This is a genomic window from Caldimonas tepidiphila (assembly GCF_003569765.1).
Taxonomy (GTDB): Bacteria; Pseudomonadota; Gammaproteobacteria; order Burkholderiales; family Burkholderiaceae_C; genus Caldimonas; species Caldimonas tepidiphila.
In genome coordinates this window covers 1-14,778 of the sequence record NZ_QXMG01000095.1, presented here as the reverse complement: position 1 = coordinate 14,778, position 14,778 = coordinate 1, and the positions used below count along the sequence as shown (strand labels likewise).

The 14,778-nt window shown below is 66.4% G+C and carries 18 protein-coding genes and 1 CRISPR repeat array; of the genes, 6 read left to right on the top strand and 12 right to left on the bottom strand.

Features of this window, described 5'->3' with window-relative positions:
• Positions 1–37: 37 nt before the first annotated feature.
• Both D3A59_RS23735 and D3A59_RS23730 read right to left on the bottom strand, forming a co-directional pair.
• Positions 38–592 (bottom strand): Bug family tripartite tricarboxylate transporter substrate binding protein, encoded by a 555-nt coding sequence (locus D3A59_RS23735; protein WP_157991683.1) that lies wholly within the window; start codon positions 590–592, stop codon positions 38–40.
• Between the two features lie 170 nt (positions 593–762).
• Entirely contained in the window at positions 763–1,158 is a 396-nt protein-coding gene (locus D3A59_RS23730) for a nucleotide pyrophosphohydrolase (RefSeq protein WP_119157791.1), read from the bottom strand.
• A gap of 641 nt (positions 1,159–1,799) precedes the next feature.
• Between D3A59_RS23730 and D3A59_RS25690 the strand changes: the two genes are divergently transcribed.
• The 3 genes from D3A59_RS25690 (at position 1,800) to D3A59_RS25680 (ending at position 3,762) form a co-directional block, all read left to right on the top strand.
• Complete coding sequence (locus D3A59_RS25690) at positions 1,800–2,252, top strand: hypothetical protein (protein WP_157991682.1); 453 nt, start codon at positions 1,800–1,802, stop codon at positions 2,250–2,252.
• 494 nt (positions 2,253–2,746) lie between these two features.
• Complete coding sequence (locus tag D3A59_RS25685; RefSeq protein WP_157991681.1) at positions 2,747–3,211, top strand: hypothetical protein; 465 nt, start codon at positions 2,747–2,749, stop codon at positions 3,209–3,211.
• A complete protein-coding gene (locus tag D3A59_RS25680) occupies positions 3,208–3,762 on the top strand; it encodes a hypothetical protein (RefSeq protein ID WP_157991680.1) in 555 nt (184 codons plus the stop codon). The genes D3A59_RS25685 and D3A59_RS25680 overlap by 4 nt, the downstream gene beginning before the upstream one ends.
• A gap of 464 nt (positions 3,763–4,226) precedes the next feature.
• Positions 4,227–4,661: a CRISPR direct-repeat array (repeat unit 35 nt; unit sequence GTCTCAATCCCCTTCGGAAATCGGGGAGCCGGAAC).
• A gap of 465 nt (positions 4,662–5,126) precedes the next feature.
• Here D3A59_RS25680 and D3A59_RS23725 read toward each other — a convergent pair.
• The 7 genes from D3A59_RS23725 to D3A59_RS23700 all read right to left on the bottom strand — a co-directional run bounded on the left by D3A59_RS23725 (position 5,127) and on the right by D3A59_RS23700 (position 11,571).
• Positions 5,127–6,290, bottom strand: a complete 1,164-nt coding sequence (locus D3A59_RS23725) for an ADP-ribosylglycohydrolase family protein (RefSeq protein WP_119157790.1) — start codon at positions 6,288–6,290, stop codon at positions 5,127–5,129.
• 137 nt (positions 6,291–6,427) lie between these two features.
• A complete protein-coding gene (locus tag D3A59_RS25675; protein ID WP_157991679.1) occupies positions 6,428–6,637 on the bottom strand; it encodes a hypothetical protein in 210 nt (69 codons plus the stop codon).
• Positions 6,638–6,969: 332 nt separating this feature from the next.
• On the bottom strand, positions 6,970–7,800 hold the full coding sequence (locus D3A59_RS23720; RefSeq protein ID WP_119157789.1) for a hypothetical protein: 831 nt from the start codon (positions 7,798–7,800) through the stop codon (positions 6,970–6,972).
• Positions 7,801–7,904: 104 nt separating this feature from the next.
• On the bottom strand, positions 7,905–8,654 hold the full coding sequence (locus tag D3A59_RS23715) for a hypothetical protein (protein ID WP_119157788.1): 750 nt from the start codon (positions 8,652–8,654) through the stop codon (positions 7,905–7,907).
• Positions 8,655–8,834: 180 nt separating this feature from the next.
• Positions 8,835–9,473 (bottom strand): GTPase domain-containing protein, encoded by a 639-nt coding sequence (locus D3A59_RS23710; protein ID WP_119157787.1) that lies wholly within the window; start codon positions 9,471–9,473, stop codon positions 8,835–8,837.
• 2 nt (positions 9,474–9,475) lie between these two features.
• Complete coding sequence (locus tag D3A59_RS23705; protein ID WP_157991678.1) at positions 9,476–10,519, bottom strand: GTPase; 1,044 nt, start codon at positions 10,517–10,519, stop codon at positions 9,476–9,478.
• 71 nt (positions 10,520–10,590) lie between these two features.
• Positions 10,591–11,571: a viperin family antiviral radical SAM protein gene (locus D3A59_RS23700; RefSeq protein WP_119157785.1), complete on the bottom strand. Its 981-nt coding sequence runs from the start codon at positions 11,569–11,571 to the stop codon at positions 10,591–10,593.
• A gap of 236 nt (positions 11,572–11,807) precedes the next feature.
• Between D3A59_RS23700 and D3A59_RS26030 the strand changes: the two genes are divergently transcribed.
• From D3A59_RS26030 to D3A59_RS23685, 3 genes are all read left to right on the top strand, one after another.
• On the top strand, positions 11,808–12,098 hold the full coding sequence (locus tag D3A59_RS26030; protein ID WP_157991677.1) for a hypothetical protein: 291 nt from the start codon (positions 11,808–11,810) through the stop codon (positions 12,096–12,098).
• A 103-nt stretch (positions 12,099–12,201) separates the two neighbouring features.
• Positions 12,202–12,441, top strand: a complete 240-nt coding sequence (locus D3A59_RS23690; protein WP_119157784.1) for a hypothetical protein — start codon at positions 12,202–12,204, stop codon at positions 12,439–12,441.
• A 242-nt stretch (positions 12,442–12,683) separates the two neighbouring features.
• Positions 12,684–12,884, top strand: coding sequence for a CRISPR-associated endonuclease Cas1 (locus tag D3A59_RS23685; RefSeq protein ID WP_170162384.1), 201 nt, complete (start codon positions 12,684–12,686; stop codon positions 12,882–12,884).
• 61 nt (positions 12,885–12,945) lie between these two features.
• Here D3A59_RS23685 and D3A59_RS23680 read toward each other — a convergent pair whose 3' ends face one another.
• From D3A59_RS23680 to D3A59_RS23670, 3 genes are all read right to left on the bottom strand, one after another.
• Positions 12,946–13,476: an IS630 family transposase gene (locus D3A59_RS23680; RefSeq protein WP_240636190.1), complete on the bottom strand. Its 531-nt coding sequence runs from the start codon at positions 13,474–13,476 to the stop codon at positions 12,946–12,948.
• Complete coding sequence (locus tag D3A59_RS23675) at positions 13,458–13,943, bottom strand: helix-turn-helix domain-containing protein (RefSeq protein ID WP_119157781.1); 486 nt, start codon at positions 13,941–13,943, stop codon at positions 13,458–13,460. The genes D3A59_RS23680 and D3A59_RS23675 overlap by 19 nt, the downstream gene beginning before the upstream one ends.
• Before the next feature lie 557 nt (positions 13,944–14,500).
• The coding region (locus tag D3A59_RS23670) for a transposase (RefSeq protein ID WP_240636189.1) at positions 14,501–14,778 on the bottom strand (278 nt) is incomplete at its 5' end.

Below are 14,778 nucleotides of genomic sequence, written 5' to 3'. Positions count from 1 at the left end.
TAACTCCGTCCGGGGTCAGGGGAATCTCGCTCTCAATCTATTTGCGCAACAAAGCCAGTTCGGTGCCAAGATGCGCAAGGCTACCGTTGCCCCAGGTCGCGTAGCTGAATTTGCCGGGATTGGCCTTGGCCAGCGCCACGAACTCCTTCAGGTTGTTGGCAGGGACATGGCTTCCTACCGATATCGTGTACGAGAACTTTGCCAAGCCCATCACGTCGACAAAGTCGCTCAACGCATAAGGCAGTTTCGTGTAGTAGTTCGGATTGATGGCATGAGTGTCGGAGGAAGCGATGAGCAGCGTGTATCCGTCCGCAGCCGACTTGGCGACGAAATTGGCGCCGATCGTGCCGCTGGCCCCTGCCCGGTTTTCGATGACCAGGGGCTGGCCAATGGTGGACGAAACCTGGCTGCCAAGCTGGCGAGTGAGGCCGTCCGTGATTGCTCCGGCAGGCCAGGGCACGACCACCTTGACGGGCTTGTTGGGATAGGTCTGTGCATTCGCATCGAACGCAGCTCCCAGAGGTGCCACGAAGCACGCCCCCAGCACGACATTGAGAAATACTGAAGTTTTTGAAGCAGCTTTGGGATTCATAAGCATCGGCAGGGTTAAGGAAAACCATGAACTCGTGCTTATCTTGCGGACTGCTGGTCCACCCGCTTGACCCGGGGCGCCGCCCTCTTCTCTTTTTTCGACTTGAGGCGTCTTCGAGAGATTCGTTCTTGTCTGCCTGGTAGGCGAGCACCTACCCCTGCCGACCGTTGTCAGAGTTCTGTGTATTTCGCGCTGCTGCCCTTGGCTTGCTCCACTGGGTACTTGGCGGCGTTGATCTGCAGCTTCTCATGGACTGCAGCATTCAGGTCGACTCCCAGCACGTCGGCCAACCCAACAAGGTAGAGCAGGACATCTGCCAACTCGTGACGGAGAGCTTGGGCCACCTTCGGCTCCTGAGCAGCGCCCCTGGAAGCCTCCTCTGTCATCCATTGGAAGACTTCCACCAGCTCACCGACCTCGCCGGTCAGGGCCATCGCCAGATTCTTGGGGGAATGAAACTGCTCCCAGTCACGGGCCTGAGCAAAGGCTCGGAGAGCCTGAGCCAGCGGTCGGACCTCCACGAGCCGATCCGGTTCCGGAGCAATTTCGTGGAAGTCTGCAGTCATACGTTCCACTCCAGGGTCTGTGCTACTGGGTGGCGCCGCGCAGCGAGTGAGAGTCGGGTAGCGCCAGTCCCCTCGTGGACACGAGGGCTCTTGGGGTCGCAGGAAGTGTACCTGCGCTGTACCCATCGGAATGAGTGAAGCCCCGGAAATCGCTGAGAGATCAACGACTTACCGGGGCTTCTAGATTTTGGGGTGGCTGATGGGACTCGAACCGAAAAAGTGGGGTACAGGGGGGCATACAGGGGTGTTTTTGACCCGGAAAGTGGGGCAAAACACCCCTCTATGCCCCCTCTGCCCCTGGTTTCGCCCCTGAATCCGCCCCTGAAGCCCTTCCCTCGACTGTTGTCTGCAGGCAACGCACTCGCCTTGGGACTCCCGGCCCACTTATCAAACAATAATCCTCGGATCGCCGCGTTTACAGCGCGCTCATTTGCTCAGACGCCTTGGCGTCGTACTTTTGCCCTTCCCTTGTCAGGAGCGATCCATGAAAACGACCTTTCGCGCACTGCGTTGGGCTGCGCTGGCGGTATGCGTGTCCGTACCCCATGTACTGCCCGCGGACGCACAGTGGTCCGCAGCACTTGCACTCGTGGCCCTAGCTGCGGGGCTGGACTTCGCATCCTCACGGTAAGGGGTTCTGCATGCACGTACTGCCCTTTGCTGCAAGTAGCGACCACGACACAGTGCTTGCCGGCCACGTGTTGGAACTCACGCCGATGGGCGCGGTGGTGGCAGTAGTTGCAGGCAGCGCTGACCATGCGCTCTGCGACCACTGGCGCGTTTACTCCATGCAACCGGCCCCTCTGCCCAGCAGCTTTGCCGGGTGGTTTGACGACCTATTGTCTGGTGCGTCTCCCGGATTGGTGGCAGAGTTGTTTTACGCGGCCGGCCACTTCGCTGCCTTCGCCGCATTGGTGCAGGTTTCGCCGGAGGCTCGTCAGTACATTCTGGCGCTGCCCGTATACCTTCGCAACCGCGCGGACGCACCCGCTGCGCTGACTGCAGCAGACATGGTGCATGCACTGCTTGTTCGTACTGCTGCATGCGAAGCAGCAATAGATGCGCTCGACCTGCAACAGGGACATGCCGCGTGACGAAGACGGCCGTGCCTGACTGCACCAGCCTTCTAAATCCCCTGCCCCTGCCCCTGCCCCTGCCTAAGCCTTGATGCTGGAGTGGCAGCAACCTTCCTTCGCAAGCTAGGGCCTGCCCCCTACGCTTGAGAAAACAGCGCAATAAAACGCACCCTGTTCGTTCTTCACCTGCTATAAGATTTATAGTAAATACACCGGCACAAAACCCACGGACGACAAATATGAATCAGAACAATTTTCATTGCCTCTTAGCTGAGCACCTCTACAAAGACGTTCAAAAGCTGCACGCAGCGCGCACGTCGAGTGCCCACTTAAGAACGCACGCCGCGCTGGCATGCTTACCGTTACCGTTACCGTGAGCGAGGGAGTGGACGCAGATATACAAATATATGCAAATGCCGGACACCAGCGCACAGAATTAGCTAACAAGACCTATTCATTAAGGTGGAGGTGCTGCTGCGTATGTACGTCCTGCCCGAGCTTGGAGCCGCAAAATGCCTACGATTATTTCTGAAGACCCGCTTCTTGCCCACGCCGCCGACCTGCAGCGTCAGCTCGAGGAAACCGCTCGGGCACACGGCTACTGCAGCTATACGGAAATGCAGCGGAAGCTCGCGGAGGAACGCGAAGAGCTCGAACCCGAGCAAAAGGCAGTGCTGCTCAAACGCTTGGCTCCAATTGCCCACGACGCTGAACAGCACAGAGCATCTTTGCCGGATATCGATGCGACTGGCTTGCCCGCCGTTCAAGACCTTGCCCGCTCAGTGGCGCGCCTTGTGCGTGTTTTGCTCTTTGGGTATACGGAGGAGGAAATTAAAGAGTTGACTGACCGCATGGAGGCCGAACAGGCCGCTGCGTTAGAATCTCCCGCCGCTCAAAACAAGAGGCGGCAGCAGCACGAGGCAGCAATTGAACGTCTGGCCGCAGCATCTCACTCCAAACCGAGAGCGGCGCCGTGAATATCAAGAAGCGAGCATTTTCCGCAGTCACAGAGGCTACCGCCGAAAAGCTAACACTTGGCTTAAAGGCGGCAGCTGCGGCCGGGTTTCACGCAATGCTCATTCAGGGCGCTTGGAAAAGCCGGCGCCTGATAATCCACAAAATTCTGGTCGCACCCGATATTACTGCTGCGCTGGAGAAAAAATCCTCGAACCTAGAGACTCTCACGCTCCTTATTTCTACTGCCATTACTCCCACGGAATTTATGCGTGAATGCCGAAGTTTCGGCGCACGGGCGGAGTGGTTTTGGAGGCAGGCAACAAGGGATCAGTTCGACTTTGTCGTGAGCTTCGAGGACGGAGCACGCCACTTCGTGCATCGATATCACCATGTTGCGCTTTGCAAGCACAATCCCTCTCGCTGGCTCCTCGAACACGAAATTCCTACCGGTTTCGAAGTGGGATCCTGTGCAGCGTGCAAGCTGGTGGCGGCAAATAAGCCAGCTCATCGTGTACGGTGGCACCCCCTCGCGGCCGAAGGCCAAGAAGCACTGATGGGTAAGCAGGGCTAAAATGTACCCAAGAAGTTGACGCCTTGGTTACGTTACTGTACTGTTTCAGCGCATGGTTTTTTTGCACCCAACGTTGTACCCACACTTGTTCCCTGACACGAAGAGGTTTCTATGTACAACGATCAGTCTCGCAATCCAATCTCAGCACTGCAATGCGCGGACATGCTTCGGGCCCCTATCGAAGCGTGGCTAGCTTCAGCCTTTTCGCCCCTGCCCCGCGCCCATTACAACACTGGCATTAGTCTCGGCACATATAATCGTCTGGTAGCGCAGTATAACGAGTTGCTGGCCGAGGCAGAAACAGGAATACTGCGACTGAAGCTTCGGGCGATTGAACTCGAAATCGAAAACATAAAGCTCCGTGCCCAAATAAAATCTCGTAATCGCTAAAAAATCTTCGGCAATACGGCTTGCTGCGCCTTGTAGCGAACACTTTCTTGCCTCTCCAAAATCGGCACCTGGCGGTCTCAATCCCCTTCGGAAATCGGGGAGCCGGAACTTGGAGAAGGTGGCAACGCCTTACCACACCCTGTCTCAATCCCCTTTGGAAATCGGGGAGCCGGAACCGGAGCATGCGCCTACTGCTGCCGTGCGAGAGTCTCAATCCCCTTCGGAAATCGGGGAGCCGGAACGGTGACGCCCTGGCCGAGGGGAGCGTCATCTGGTCTCAATCCCCTTCGGAAATCGGGGAGCCGGAACCAGGAGCTGGAGTCGCTGACGCTTGAGTCGCGGTCTCAATCCCCTTCGGAAATCGGGGAGCCGGAACACTGGAAGCCGCGCTGTCGCCGAAGAAGCGCGTCTCAATCCCCTTCGGAAATCGGGGAGCCGGAACAGGAGAGATACACCATGGCATTCACCCAATTCGTCTCAATCCCCTTCGGAAATCGGGGAGCCGGAACTCTATCGCGTAACCCCCTATCGAATCAAGCACTTGCAGGCGGTTTGCGGACAGCCTGACCGGTTTGCTGCATTTTTCAGCAGCGACCCTCTCGCGCCCCTGGAAAAATGCCGAAAAGTCCTTTGGAATCAAGCTGCTGACAGCGCGATGCGAACGATTCTCGTCGAGTCGGGCGGCTTCACCCTTTCCCCGCCTGCCGAGCAGTACACCCAGGACCGCACGCAGCGCGACGAGGGCGAGGCCGGCGAGCAGCAGCGCCGCCAGAACGCCCGCCACGAACCGCGGGACGACAGCGAGCCGCGAGAACAGCACGACGAGAACCAGCCCCCCGGGTATACCCCGGCTGCGGTGAAGGAGGCCGGCGACGGCCTTGCCGGGGAGCGCGTAGAACCACCGGGTGTCCGGGCTCATCGAGCAGCTCGCGCGGACGATCGGGCATGGGGTACAGCAGGCGCGCGCCGCCGGCTCACAGCCCGGGATACTTGCGCCAGATCCGCTCGGCCGCGGACGGATCCGCAGGGCGCTCGCCCAGGTCCCAGTCGGCGAAGGCGTACAGGTCCTCGGCGAGCTCGGCGATCACCTCGCGCAACTCCAGGGGCTCTAGCCATCCGGGGGGAATCGCCTCGGCACCCCGGCGGGTCCCGAGCAGGTTGCCGGTGATCGAGCCGGTCGAGCTGGAGTTGCCGTCATGGTTGACCGCCAGCACGACGCGGTGCCGGAAGTCCCGGGCGACGAGCGCGCAGTAGATCGAGATGGCGAGCGCCTCCTCGGCCACCCAGCCTTCGCCGAGCCGGGCGATGGCTTGCTCGTGCGGCAGCCCCGACGCCGCCAGCGCCTGGGCCTGCACGATCGCCTGCAGCGTCTCCTCGTGCGCAGGCCTGGTACGCAGGCAGGTCTTGGCCGCCGCGATCGCTTGCGGCAGCGAGGCGCCGTCGGCGAGCTGCAGCATCAGGACGGCGAGCGCCCCGGCGGCGAGCGAGCCGGTCGGGTGCCCGTGCGTGAGCGCCGCAAGCCGGGCGCCGAGCTGGAAGGCATCGTCGGGATAGCTGCCCTCCCCCTGGCGCCACAGAAACAGGCCCACCGGCGCCATCCGCGTCACGCCGCCGCAGCCCTTGCTGTCGTTGCGGGCCGGCTCGCCCAGCCAATCCGTCGCCTGCAGGGCGCGCAGGCAGGTGCTGCCCGGCGCCCGGCGCTGGTGCAGCTCGCGCTGCCGGTAGAGCCAGCCGGCGTGGTGGACGCCGAGGTTCAGGAGGCCTGGCTCCGCGGGCCTCACCCCCTGCGTCGCGAGCCAGCGCAGGTAGGCGTGGGCAGTCAGCGCCTCGTGACAGCTCAGGCCCTCGAGATGGCCCCGCACCCATGCGCGCAGCAGCCCCTCCGCCGTGAACAGCGTCATCTGCGTGTCGTCGGTGATCCTGCCGAGGCCCCCGTAGGCCGGCGCATGCCGCGTGATTCCCTGTGGGCCGAAGCGGTCGAGGATCTGCGTGCGCCGCAGGCACTCGACCGGCGCGCCGAGCGCGTCCCCGACGGCGCCGCCGAGCAGGCAGCCCCGCAGGCGCGAGCGCTCGGAGGGCGGGCGCCGGCGCTCGCGCGGCTCGTCCCGCAGGGCCGGCGGCTCGTCGAAAAACGTCATGGGCATCGCACTCCTTCCTTCTCTTTCCTCTGGGTTGTCGATCTCGATAGCGCGGGAAACGGGCGCCCCTGCCGGGATCGCCACGCGAGCGTCCCGCGACGGGCACTGCGATCCGCGGCTTCGGCGGCTCCTGCGCCTCAGGGGCCGCCCCGGTGCCCGCATTCCCGGCACACCCGCACCAGACCATGCCGGCGCTCCCGCGCCGCGAGGCGGCCGGACAGCAGTTCCGTGGCTGCCCGCACCGGCCCGATGCGCCGCATGGAGGGACTTCGGGCGAGCGCGTCGGCGAGGCGTTCGAGCAACCGGGCTGCGCCGTCCTGCGGGCCGGGCGGCTCGTCGGCCGTCACGAGCCTCGTGTCGCAACTGCCGCACTTGCGGCAGGGGAGGCCCGTCGCTTCAGCCACCGGACCGCTCCCGCAGCCGGTGCCCGGCCTTCGGCACGGACTTCCCCGGCTTCCCCCGGGAGCCGCCCTCGTCGAATGTCGCGTTCATTCCCCCTCACGGCGCTCGTTCCGGATATGAGGCCCGGGCCCAACGGGGCTGCAGCCGCTTCAGCTCCACAGCAGCAGTGCATGGATCAGCACGCCGACCAGACCGCCCACCAGCGTGCCGTTGAGGCGAATGAGCAGCAGCAGATCAGCTTCATTCGTGTCCCTGTCGTGGAATACGACGCTCGATCTCAGTCGAAGAGGAAGTCGAAGATCTCGGACACCATGTAGCCGACGGCGACGGCCACCGCCACCGGGGCGGCGACAGTTGCGACCGCAGTGATGCCGGCACCGGCACCAAGCGCTGCCATGCCGCCAGCGACGGCCGCGCCGCTGGCCGTCGCCGCCGCGCTCGCGGCTGCCCCCGTCGCGTAGCCCTTGGCGCCCGCCTTGGTCACCGAGGCCGCCACATCGCCGACATCCCGGCGGCCGTCGATCAGGTCGCCGACGCCCTTGAACACCTCGACGCCGGCGCCGACTGCTGCGCCGAACGCACCACCGGACTTCGCCGCCTGGCCGACCGCGCCGCCGAGCGAGCCCGAGCCACCGGCCCCCGCCCGTTGCGCGAGCGTCGTCGTCGTCCTCGACGACACGCCGGAGCCGGCCATGCGCTTGGACAGTCCTGCCTTCTTCAGCGCCGCGTTGACGACCTCGGCGGTTTCGTCGGTGCCGACAAGCCTCGCGCTGCGGTACTTGCCGTCCGCCACCTGGCCCACCAGCTTGTCCACCGAGGACTTCGACAGCGTATCCTTGAGCTGCAGCCGCTCGACCACCTTGCCGCCGCGGGTCGTCACCAGATCGACCACCGGCGCGTTCGCACTGCGGGTGAGCGAGGTGGCCTGGCCCTGCAGGGCGTGGCGGACGTTGCGGGCGTCCTTCACGAGGATCTCGTGGATGTGGCCCTTGAGGTGCGGGTTGCGCCCGGCGCGGTCCATCGCGCGGCCGATCACGCTGGCCTCGTAGCCGGCGCGGGCCGTGGTCGCGTGGGCAGCGGCGCTGTTAGTGGTCTTGCGTTGCGTCATGGTCTTTCCTCCTTGCCTGTTAGTGCGCTTGGTCTTCGGTCCGCTCAGTGTCGGAGGCTTCGTGCCTCCCGGCGGCGTTCGGCAACGTTGGGCGGCCGGGACGCTCACGAGAAGGCGGCCTGGAATGCCGCGCCCGCAGGGGCGCCGCGTCGATGGCCCAGGCCTGACGCATGCAGCGCCACCGCGAGGGCCGAAGGCGCACACCAGTTCTCGTCCTTGCCCCCGACCGTCGTCGTCGCGAGCGGCCCGTCCTCGGGCCACTCGGGCGGGAGCCACTCGCACATCGTCGGGTCCGGCACCACGGCCACGCAGATCCCCGAGGTCTTGCCGGCGGGCATGCGGGGCGGCCAGTCGAGCAGCTCCACGTCCTTGCCGGAGAAGTAGTCCGCAAGCGGCTGCACGGGGGCCTGGCCGAACAGCTCGCACCATTCGCCCAGGTCGGCGATTACCAGCAGGCCGACCGTGTTGGGCTGCCCTTGGGCGGCGGTCCTCACCGAGGTGCGCAGCTGCGCCAGGCCCGACTTCAGGCAGCTCGCGCTTGCGCTGGCCTTGACCTCCAGCAGCACGGTGGTGCGCGCCTCGGTCCGGAACACGCCGTCGAGCTCGCGGAACTTAACGAGGTAGCGGTTGTCCGGGGTCCGCTGCTCCCAGCGCAGCACGCGGAAGGGCGTGGCCTCGCAGCTGTGCCGCATCGCCTCGCGGACCCGGTCCTCCACGAGCCGGGTCAGATCCTGCCGGGGATCGCGGATCCGGGTGCCGGAATTCACCCGGGCGAGAAAGGTGTGGTGCGCCACATGGCGCCGGTAGCTCGCCGCGTCCTCGGGCAGCAGCATCACGCCCTTGATCGATGACATAACCCCCCTCGCTTTCGTGTTGCTCTCGCCGGGATGACGGGTGCGCCGTGTTCCGGTGCACGGTCGGAAGAATGACAGGATGGAAGCTCACCAAGTGAGCCTTCTCTGCGCCTTCGGACAACGGCACCCGGGGCTGGTACCGGGACTCGCGCAAACGAGTCGCGAAGAAGGGCCCCATGCTCAGCCCAGCCGCGCCAGCACCTCCTGCAGGCCCTCGCCGCTGCGATTGCTGGCGAATACGAGCGGCGTGCCGGGGACGAGCCGCTGCTGCAGGTCGCGGCGCACCGCCTCGCGCTCCGGCCCGTCCAGGCTCTCGGCGAAGCTGCGCACCACCACCACTGGGCGGCCCTGGCACGCGAGGCGCGCATGCATGCGCTCGTCGGCCCCGTGCAGCTTGCCGCGCAGCACCAGCACGAAGGCATCGAAGCCGTCGAACGGGAAGCTTTCGAGCATCACGTCGGCCGGGTGGCTGGCCGTGTCGTAGCCGGGGACGTCGGCGAAGACGAAGTCGTGCCAGCGGCACAGCAGGCTCGCGCCGGGACTGTCGGCCCAGCTCGTTGCGTCGGTGTGCACGCCGACGATCGGCGGGGGCGTCACCTCGTTGCGCGACATCCTGCGCAGCAGCGAGGACTTGCCCGCCCCGGGCTGCCCGAGCACCGCAACGCGCCGCCCCTGCGCCTGGACGAGCTCGCGCCGCAGCCGCTCAAGGTTGGACTCCAGCACCGTGCGCACGCGCGGCGCGGGCGCCTCGTCCCCGGTCACGGCGTCGTATATCAGCTTACCGAGCAGCAGCGCCCCGGGGATGGCGATCCACAGCATGTTCAGACCTCCAATCGATGAGCAAGAATCTGCGCGGCGAGCTCGTGGCACTCCTCGAGGTAGCTCGCGCCGGCGTTGGACGTGATCGTGTAGCCGAGGCCCGCGGCGATGGCCTGCCCGATGAAGGGCACGTAGCGCGCGAGGGACTTCGCCGCCTGGCGGCCGATCTGGCGCTTGAGCAGCGTCAGCACCCCCTCCCTCGCGGCGTACTTCAGGACGTTGCTGGCGAGCTGCGCGACCGCCGGGATGGTGGACTGGCGCAGCAGGCCGAGGCGCTCGCTGCTCAGGCCGTAGCCCTCGCGGATCTCGCTGAAGAGCCGCACCAGGATGCCGATGTCCACCGCCACGTCCGCTCCGGGGACCGGGTTGAGGCCGTTGGCCGCCGACGCCGCCGCTGCCGTGGCGACGTACTTCTCGCAGGCGGCGTGCTTGGCGACGAGGAACTCCGCGGAGTAGGCCCGGGCGCCGCGCATCCAGCGCTCGCGCTTGGCGGCCTCCAGGTTCTCGGCGATGAGCTGCTGCAGGGTGTCGAGCCCGGTGCGCAGCCGGCAGTTCGTGAACACCACCGGCACCCCGGCACCGACATGGCGCTCGATATCGGCGCGCTTGCGGCGCTCGAGCTCGTGCGTCTCGACACCCTCCTCCCACAGCTCGTCGTGCTTGTTGACGACGAAGATGCAGGCCTTGCCCAGGCGGCGCAGCTCTTGGAAGAGCTCGGTGTCTGCCTGATGGAGCTTGCCACTCGTCACGCACAGGAAGAGGTCGAGCTCGCGGATGCGGAATTGCTCGGCATAGCCCGCTTTCGGGAAGCGCTGCGTGCCGTAGCCGGGCAGATCGACCAGCACGAGGCCGTTGTGCTCGTAGCGCGCGGCATCCACCGTCTTGTCGGTCTCGACGCCCACCTCCGTGACCTTGTGGCCGACGAGCCGGTTGATGAGCGAGGACTTGCCCGCGCCGGGCTGGCCGAAGAGCGCGACGGAGACGGTGGCGGCGCGCTCCTCCTCGAGGCGGCGGCGGATCTGCTGGGCTTGCTGGTCGATGGTCATGGTCGGAACCTCCATACGTGGGGTGGATGTCGTTGGCGGAATGGGGGAAATGATCGGCGTCAGACGGCGTTTCAGGCCGCCTCGCCAACGTTGGCGACCGGCGTCGCCGGCCGGTAGCGCGCCGCGAAGCGCTCGGCCGAGAAGGGCACGCTCGCGAAGGCTGCGGCGACGTTGCCGCGCGTGATCGGGCGGCTGTAGAAGTAGCTGCCCTGGCGCCCGGTGCCGTTCTGGAAGAAGCGGCCCTGCGGGTCGACCATCAGGTAGGAGCCGAGCATGTCGGCGTTGTCCTCCACCGACATGCCCTCGACCCGCCCCGCGTGGCGGGCGACGAAGGCGGCGAAGGCCTCGTCCTCCACGGCCAGCGTGCTGTTGACCACCGGCAGCATGCGCAGCACCTTCCAGCGCGCGGGGCGCAACAGGGCGAGCGCGGGCACAAGGTCCTCGTCGGCGTTGCCCGCGTTGACCACCGTGTTGACCTTGACCACGAGCGACGGGTGGGCGGCACGCGCCCGCTCCAGGCTCTCGGCGACCTGCTCCAACGAGAGATGGCGCCCGCGCCGGTCGGTGCGACCAATGTGCAGGTTGCGTTCGGCCGAGAACGAGTCCAGGCTCAGCCCGAGCAGGTCCAGCTCGCGGGCCAGCGCGTCGAGCGCCTCGCCGTGCGGCAGCAGCGAGCCGTTGGTGATGAGCGAGACGCGCATGCCGAGCACGCGCGCATGCCGGGCGATGTCGAGCACGCGCTCCGGGTAGAGCAGCGCCTCGCCGCCGGCGATGCTCAGCCGCAGGTGCGACCAGCGCAGCACGCGGCGCAGCGGGTTGGCGGCGTTGTCCGGGCGGAAGAAGTCGTGCAGCGCGGCCAGCAGCTCGCGGCTCGCCTTGGCGTCGCGCACCACGTCGCGCCGGCCCGACTCGCGCTGCCAAGCCGCGTAGCAGTAGCCGCAGCGGTAGTTGCAGGCCTCGGTGACGTGCCAGTTCACCACCAGCTCCTCCACGGCGGGCAGGGCCGGGTCAGCCTGGACAAGGGCGGCGCGGGGGGCTGGGGCAGCATGCATCGGGCGGTCTCCTGGGCGGGTGCCGGGTCGGCGGGGTTCGGCGGGCGGAGTCTGCCTGCCATGGACCGGACTTTGAAGCCGGCCGCGCGCCGCAGGGCGATCCGCCAACGTTGGCTCTGCCGGCTGCGCCAACGTTGGCTCTGCCGGCTGCGCCAACGTTGGCAGGACGGGCGGCGGGTGGCACGCGCCGGAACAATCCGGTCCATCACAACGACAGCCCTCACCAGGAGAACGAGATGGCACTTTTCCTCCTCCCGATCCTCAGCAGCCTGCTCTCGGGCGCCGGCACCGTCCTCAGCGCCTCTGCCGCCGGCGCAGCGGCAGGCGCGGCCGCCAGCGGCGTGGCCGGCGCGCTGACCGGCGCCGCGGCTGGGGCGATCGGCTCGGCCGCCGCGGTCGCCGCGGGCACCACCGCCACGGCGGCCTCGATCGCCACGACCGCCGGCGCGGTCGGCACCGCCGCCGGCGTGGTGCATGGCTGCTCCGAGCTCTCGCGCAGCGGGACGGCGCCGCAGCTCAGGGCGTGAGCACGGCACGCGGCCCGCGCGCCTGAACCCTTTCCCCCGGCAGGAGGACCGAGAGCCTCGTCCTGCCGGCTTCGATCCCGGCTCTTGTTGAAGGAGAAAAGAAATGACGATTGCTCAAGCGGTGACCCTGGGTGTGGCCGGCAACGAGCTGTCCACGAAGATCACCGGAACGTCCGAAGCCAGCGCGGCCAGGACGGCGGTGGCCACCGGGACCGGTGCCGCGCTGGGCGCCGCCGCCGCGGGCACGCTGGTCGTGGCCGGCGTCGCCGCCGCCGCGCCCGTCACCGTTCCGCTAGCGGTGGCTGCGGGCGCGGTGTCCTTCATCGCAAGCCTGTTCGATTGAGCGGCGCAGGCGCCTGTCGCCACCCCGATCCCTGAGCGGCGCGGCCGGTTCGTCGCGCGCCGGTCGCCGTCCCCGTGCGGACTCCCTCACCTCGCTACCGCCCACCGCTGGCCGAGAAGCATTCGCATCGTGCTGCTAGCAGTTTGATTTCAACGGACTTTCCGGCATTTTTCGAGGCTCCCGAGAGGATGGATGCTTAAAAAGGCAGCAAACCGGCCGCGCTGTCCGCAAACCCCTTGCCAGTGCTTGTTTCCTGTACGCGGTGGCCCCCGGCAGCCTGGCTGCTGGTGTCGGACCTGATCGAGGAGTTCCGCTCGCTGGTGGTCGATGCGGTGGCGCTGGTGCTGTGGCGCGAGGGCCGGCTGCGCGACACCGATTTCGAGTCGACGTGCTGGAGGCGAAGCTGGATGGTCGGTTCCTCCGCCCCCGTGCGCAGCGGCTGATGGACATGCGCCGCGCGATGCAGGCGCAGGTGCGGTAAGTTAGATTGAAGAAGTCTTTTTCTCAGAATGCCATCTGGTACTGCGTGCCGACGGCCTGCAGGATGCGAGTGACCTCGGCTTCGAGCTCGACCGGGTCGCGCTGGCGGGGCTGCATCCAGCGGTGTTTGACCAGGCGCCACAGCGTCTCGATGCGGTTGAGCTCGGGGCTGTAGGTGGGCAGGAAATGAAGCGTCACGCCCTGCGCGGCGAGCACCTTCAGGTGCGGCGCGATGGCGGCCGCGCGGTGGATGCTGGCGTTGTCGAGCACTACCACCAGCGGCTTGTCCACTTCGCGCTTGAGCAGGCCCAGGAAGGCCGCGAAGAGCGCGGCCGTGACGCTGTGCCACAGCGGCACGAAGAAGGTGCGGCCCGTGGACAGCAGGGCGGCCAGCACGTTCAGGCGCGGGCCGCGGCGGGCCTCGATGCGGTGCTGCTCGCCCACGGGCGTCCAGGCGCTGCGGTTGGGATGGGCCTGCGCAAAGCCCGCCTCGTCGAGAAAGGCCAGCTCGATCTCGCCGGCCGCCGCTCGCGCTCTCAACCCGGCCAGATCCACACGGCCTTGCTCGAAGGCGCCGGGGTCTCTTTTTTGCAAAGGCTGTGGCGCGTGCGCTTCCACACGAAGCCCGCGGCCTGGAGCGCGTGCTTGATGGTGTCCACATGCACGGCCTCGCCGCCAGCCTCGATGTGGCGCGACAGCAGCTGGGCCGAGCTCAGCGGCTCGCTGCGCGCCCACTGCAGCAGCCGCTGCACCTGCGCCTCGTCGAGCCGGCACGGCGCGCCGCTGCGGGGCAGGTCGCTCAGAGAGGCCGGGCCGTGGTCGAGCCAGCCGCGCCGGGTGGTCATGACGGTGCGCTTGTTGAGCTCCTGGCGCTGCGCCACCTCCACCGTGGACAGCCCGCGCGCGAGCAGCAGGATCGTCTCGGCGCGCTGGCGTTCGCGCCAGTGCGCGCCGTGCCGCGCCACGCGCTGCAGCTCTAGCCGCTGCTGCTCGTCCAACTCCACCACCAGTGCCGCCGGCATCCGCCACTCCTCATGTCACGCAGGCAAAGACAGTGAGGATAAGACTTTTTCAGCTGAACTTACTACGTGCGCGTGCTGCTGCGCGAGGAGCCGTTGTACCAGCCGCTCAAGCTGCGCTGAGACGCGCAGAAGGGACCGGGCGATCCGGTGGCGGATCAATGGCGCGCCTGACCGCTGTGCGCGGCGGAGTGCGCGGATGCGCTGCAGCTCGGGGCAGCAAGTCCGGCGCCTGTGGAGGGGTGGTGGTGGTGTGATGGGGCGAAAGGCCTAATCCGCTTTCAATTCCCTTGGTATATCAGGGCAGCGGAACCTCTACGCTAACAACCTCAGTCGCTGGGCTGTCTCAATCCCCTTCGGAAATCGGGGAGCCGGAACTACCTGGAAGGGCAAGTCCGTTAAGGACGCTCTGATTTATTCGGTTTCCGTGCTGATATGCGGCCAACCACCTCGTCAGAAGTCCCCGGGTAGTCCGTTTCGGCGTTCGCTGCGAGTTGTGAGCGCGTTGCAAGGGGCGTTTCGGAGCGCCGCCCGGCCTTTTTGGCGATCAGCAGGCGCACTCATGCCTGCAAATCCAGCAGCTTGCCGCGCACCATCCACAGGTTCGACAGCGCGAACAGCGTGTAGAGCTGAGCGGTGTTCTTCTTCAGGCCCCGGTAGCGCACCTTCACATGCCCGAACTGCCGCTTGATCACCCGGAACGGATGCTCGACCTTGGCCCGGATGCCGGCCTTGAGCCGCTCCAGTTGTTCCACGAGCGCATCGACCTTGCGTGCCCCATCGGCTTTGTTGCGCAAATAGATTGAGAGCGAGATTCCCCTGACCCCGGACGGAGTTA

Coding starts and splice junctions, on each gene's coding strand:
- D3A59_RS25690 (WP_157991682.1), top strand. CDS start 1,800: ATGCACGTACTGCCCTTTGCTGCAAGTAGCGACCACGACACAGTGCTT.
- D3A59_RS23725 (WP_119157790.1), bottom strand. CDS start 6,290: ATGACGTTTTTCGACGAGCCGCCGGCCCTGCGGGACGAGCCGCGCGAG.
- D3A59_RS23730 (WP_119157791.1), bottom strand. CDS start 1,158: ATGACTGCAGACTTCCACGAAATTGCTCCGGAACCGGATCGGCTCGTG.
- D3A59_RS23720 (WP_119157789.1), bottom strand. CDS start 7,800: ATGACGCAACGCAAGACCACTAACAGCGCCGCTGCCCACGCGACCACG.
- D3A59_RS26030 (WP_157991677.1), top strand. CDS start 11,808: ATGGCACTTTTCCTCCTCCCGATCCTCAGCAGCCTGCTCTCGGGCGCC.
- D3A59_RS23705 (WP_157991678.1), bottom strand. CDS start 10,519: ATGACCATCGACCAGCAAGCCCAGCAGATCCGCCGCCGCCTCGAGGAG.
- D3A59_RS23700 (WP_119157785.1), bottom strand. CDS start 11,571: ATGCATGCTGCCCCAGCCCCCCGCGCCGCCCTTGTCCAGGCTGACCCG.
- D3A59_RS23715 (WP_119157788.1), bottom strand. CDS start 8,654: ATGTCATCGATCAAGGGCGTGATGCTGCTGCCCGAGGACGCGGCGAGC.
- D3A59_RS23675 (WP_119157781.1), bottom strand. CDS start 13,943: ATGCCGGCGGCACTGGTGGTGGAGTTGGACGAGCAGCAGCGGCTAGAG.
- D3A59_RS23735 (WP_157991683.1), bottom strand. CDS start 592: ATGAATCCCAAAGCTGCTTCAAAAACTTCAGTATTTCTCAATGTCGTG.
- D3A59_RS23690 (WP_119157784.1), top strand. CDS start 12,202: ATGACGATTGCTCAAGCGGTGACCCTGGGTGTGGCCGGCAACGAGCTG.
- D3A59_RS25685 (WP_157991681.1), top strand. CDS start 2,747: ATGCCTACGATTATTTCTGAAGACCCGCTTCTTGCCCACGCCGCCGAC.
- D3A59_RS23710 (WP_119157787.1), bottom strand. CDS start 9,473: ATGCTGTGGATCGCCATCCCCGGGGCGCTGCTGCTCGGTAAGCTGATA.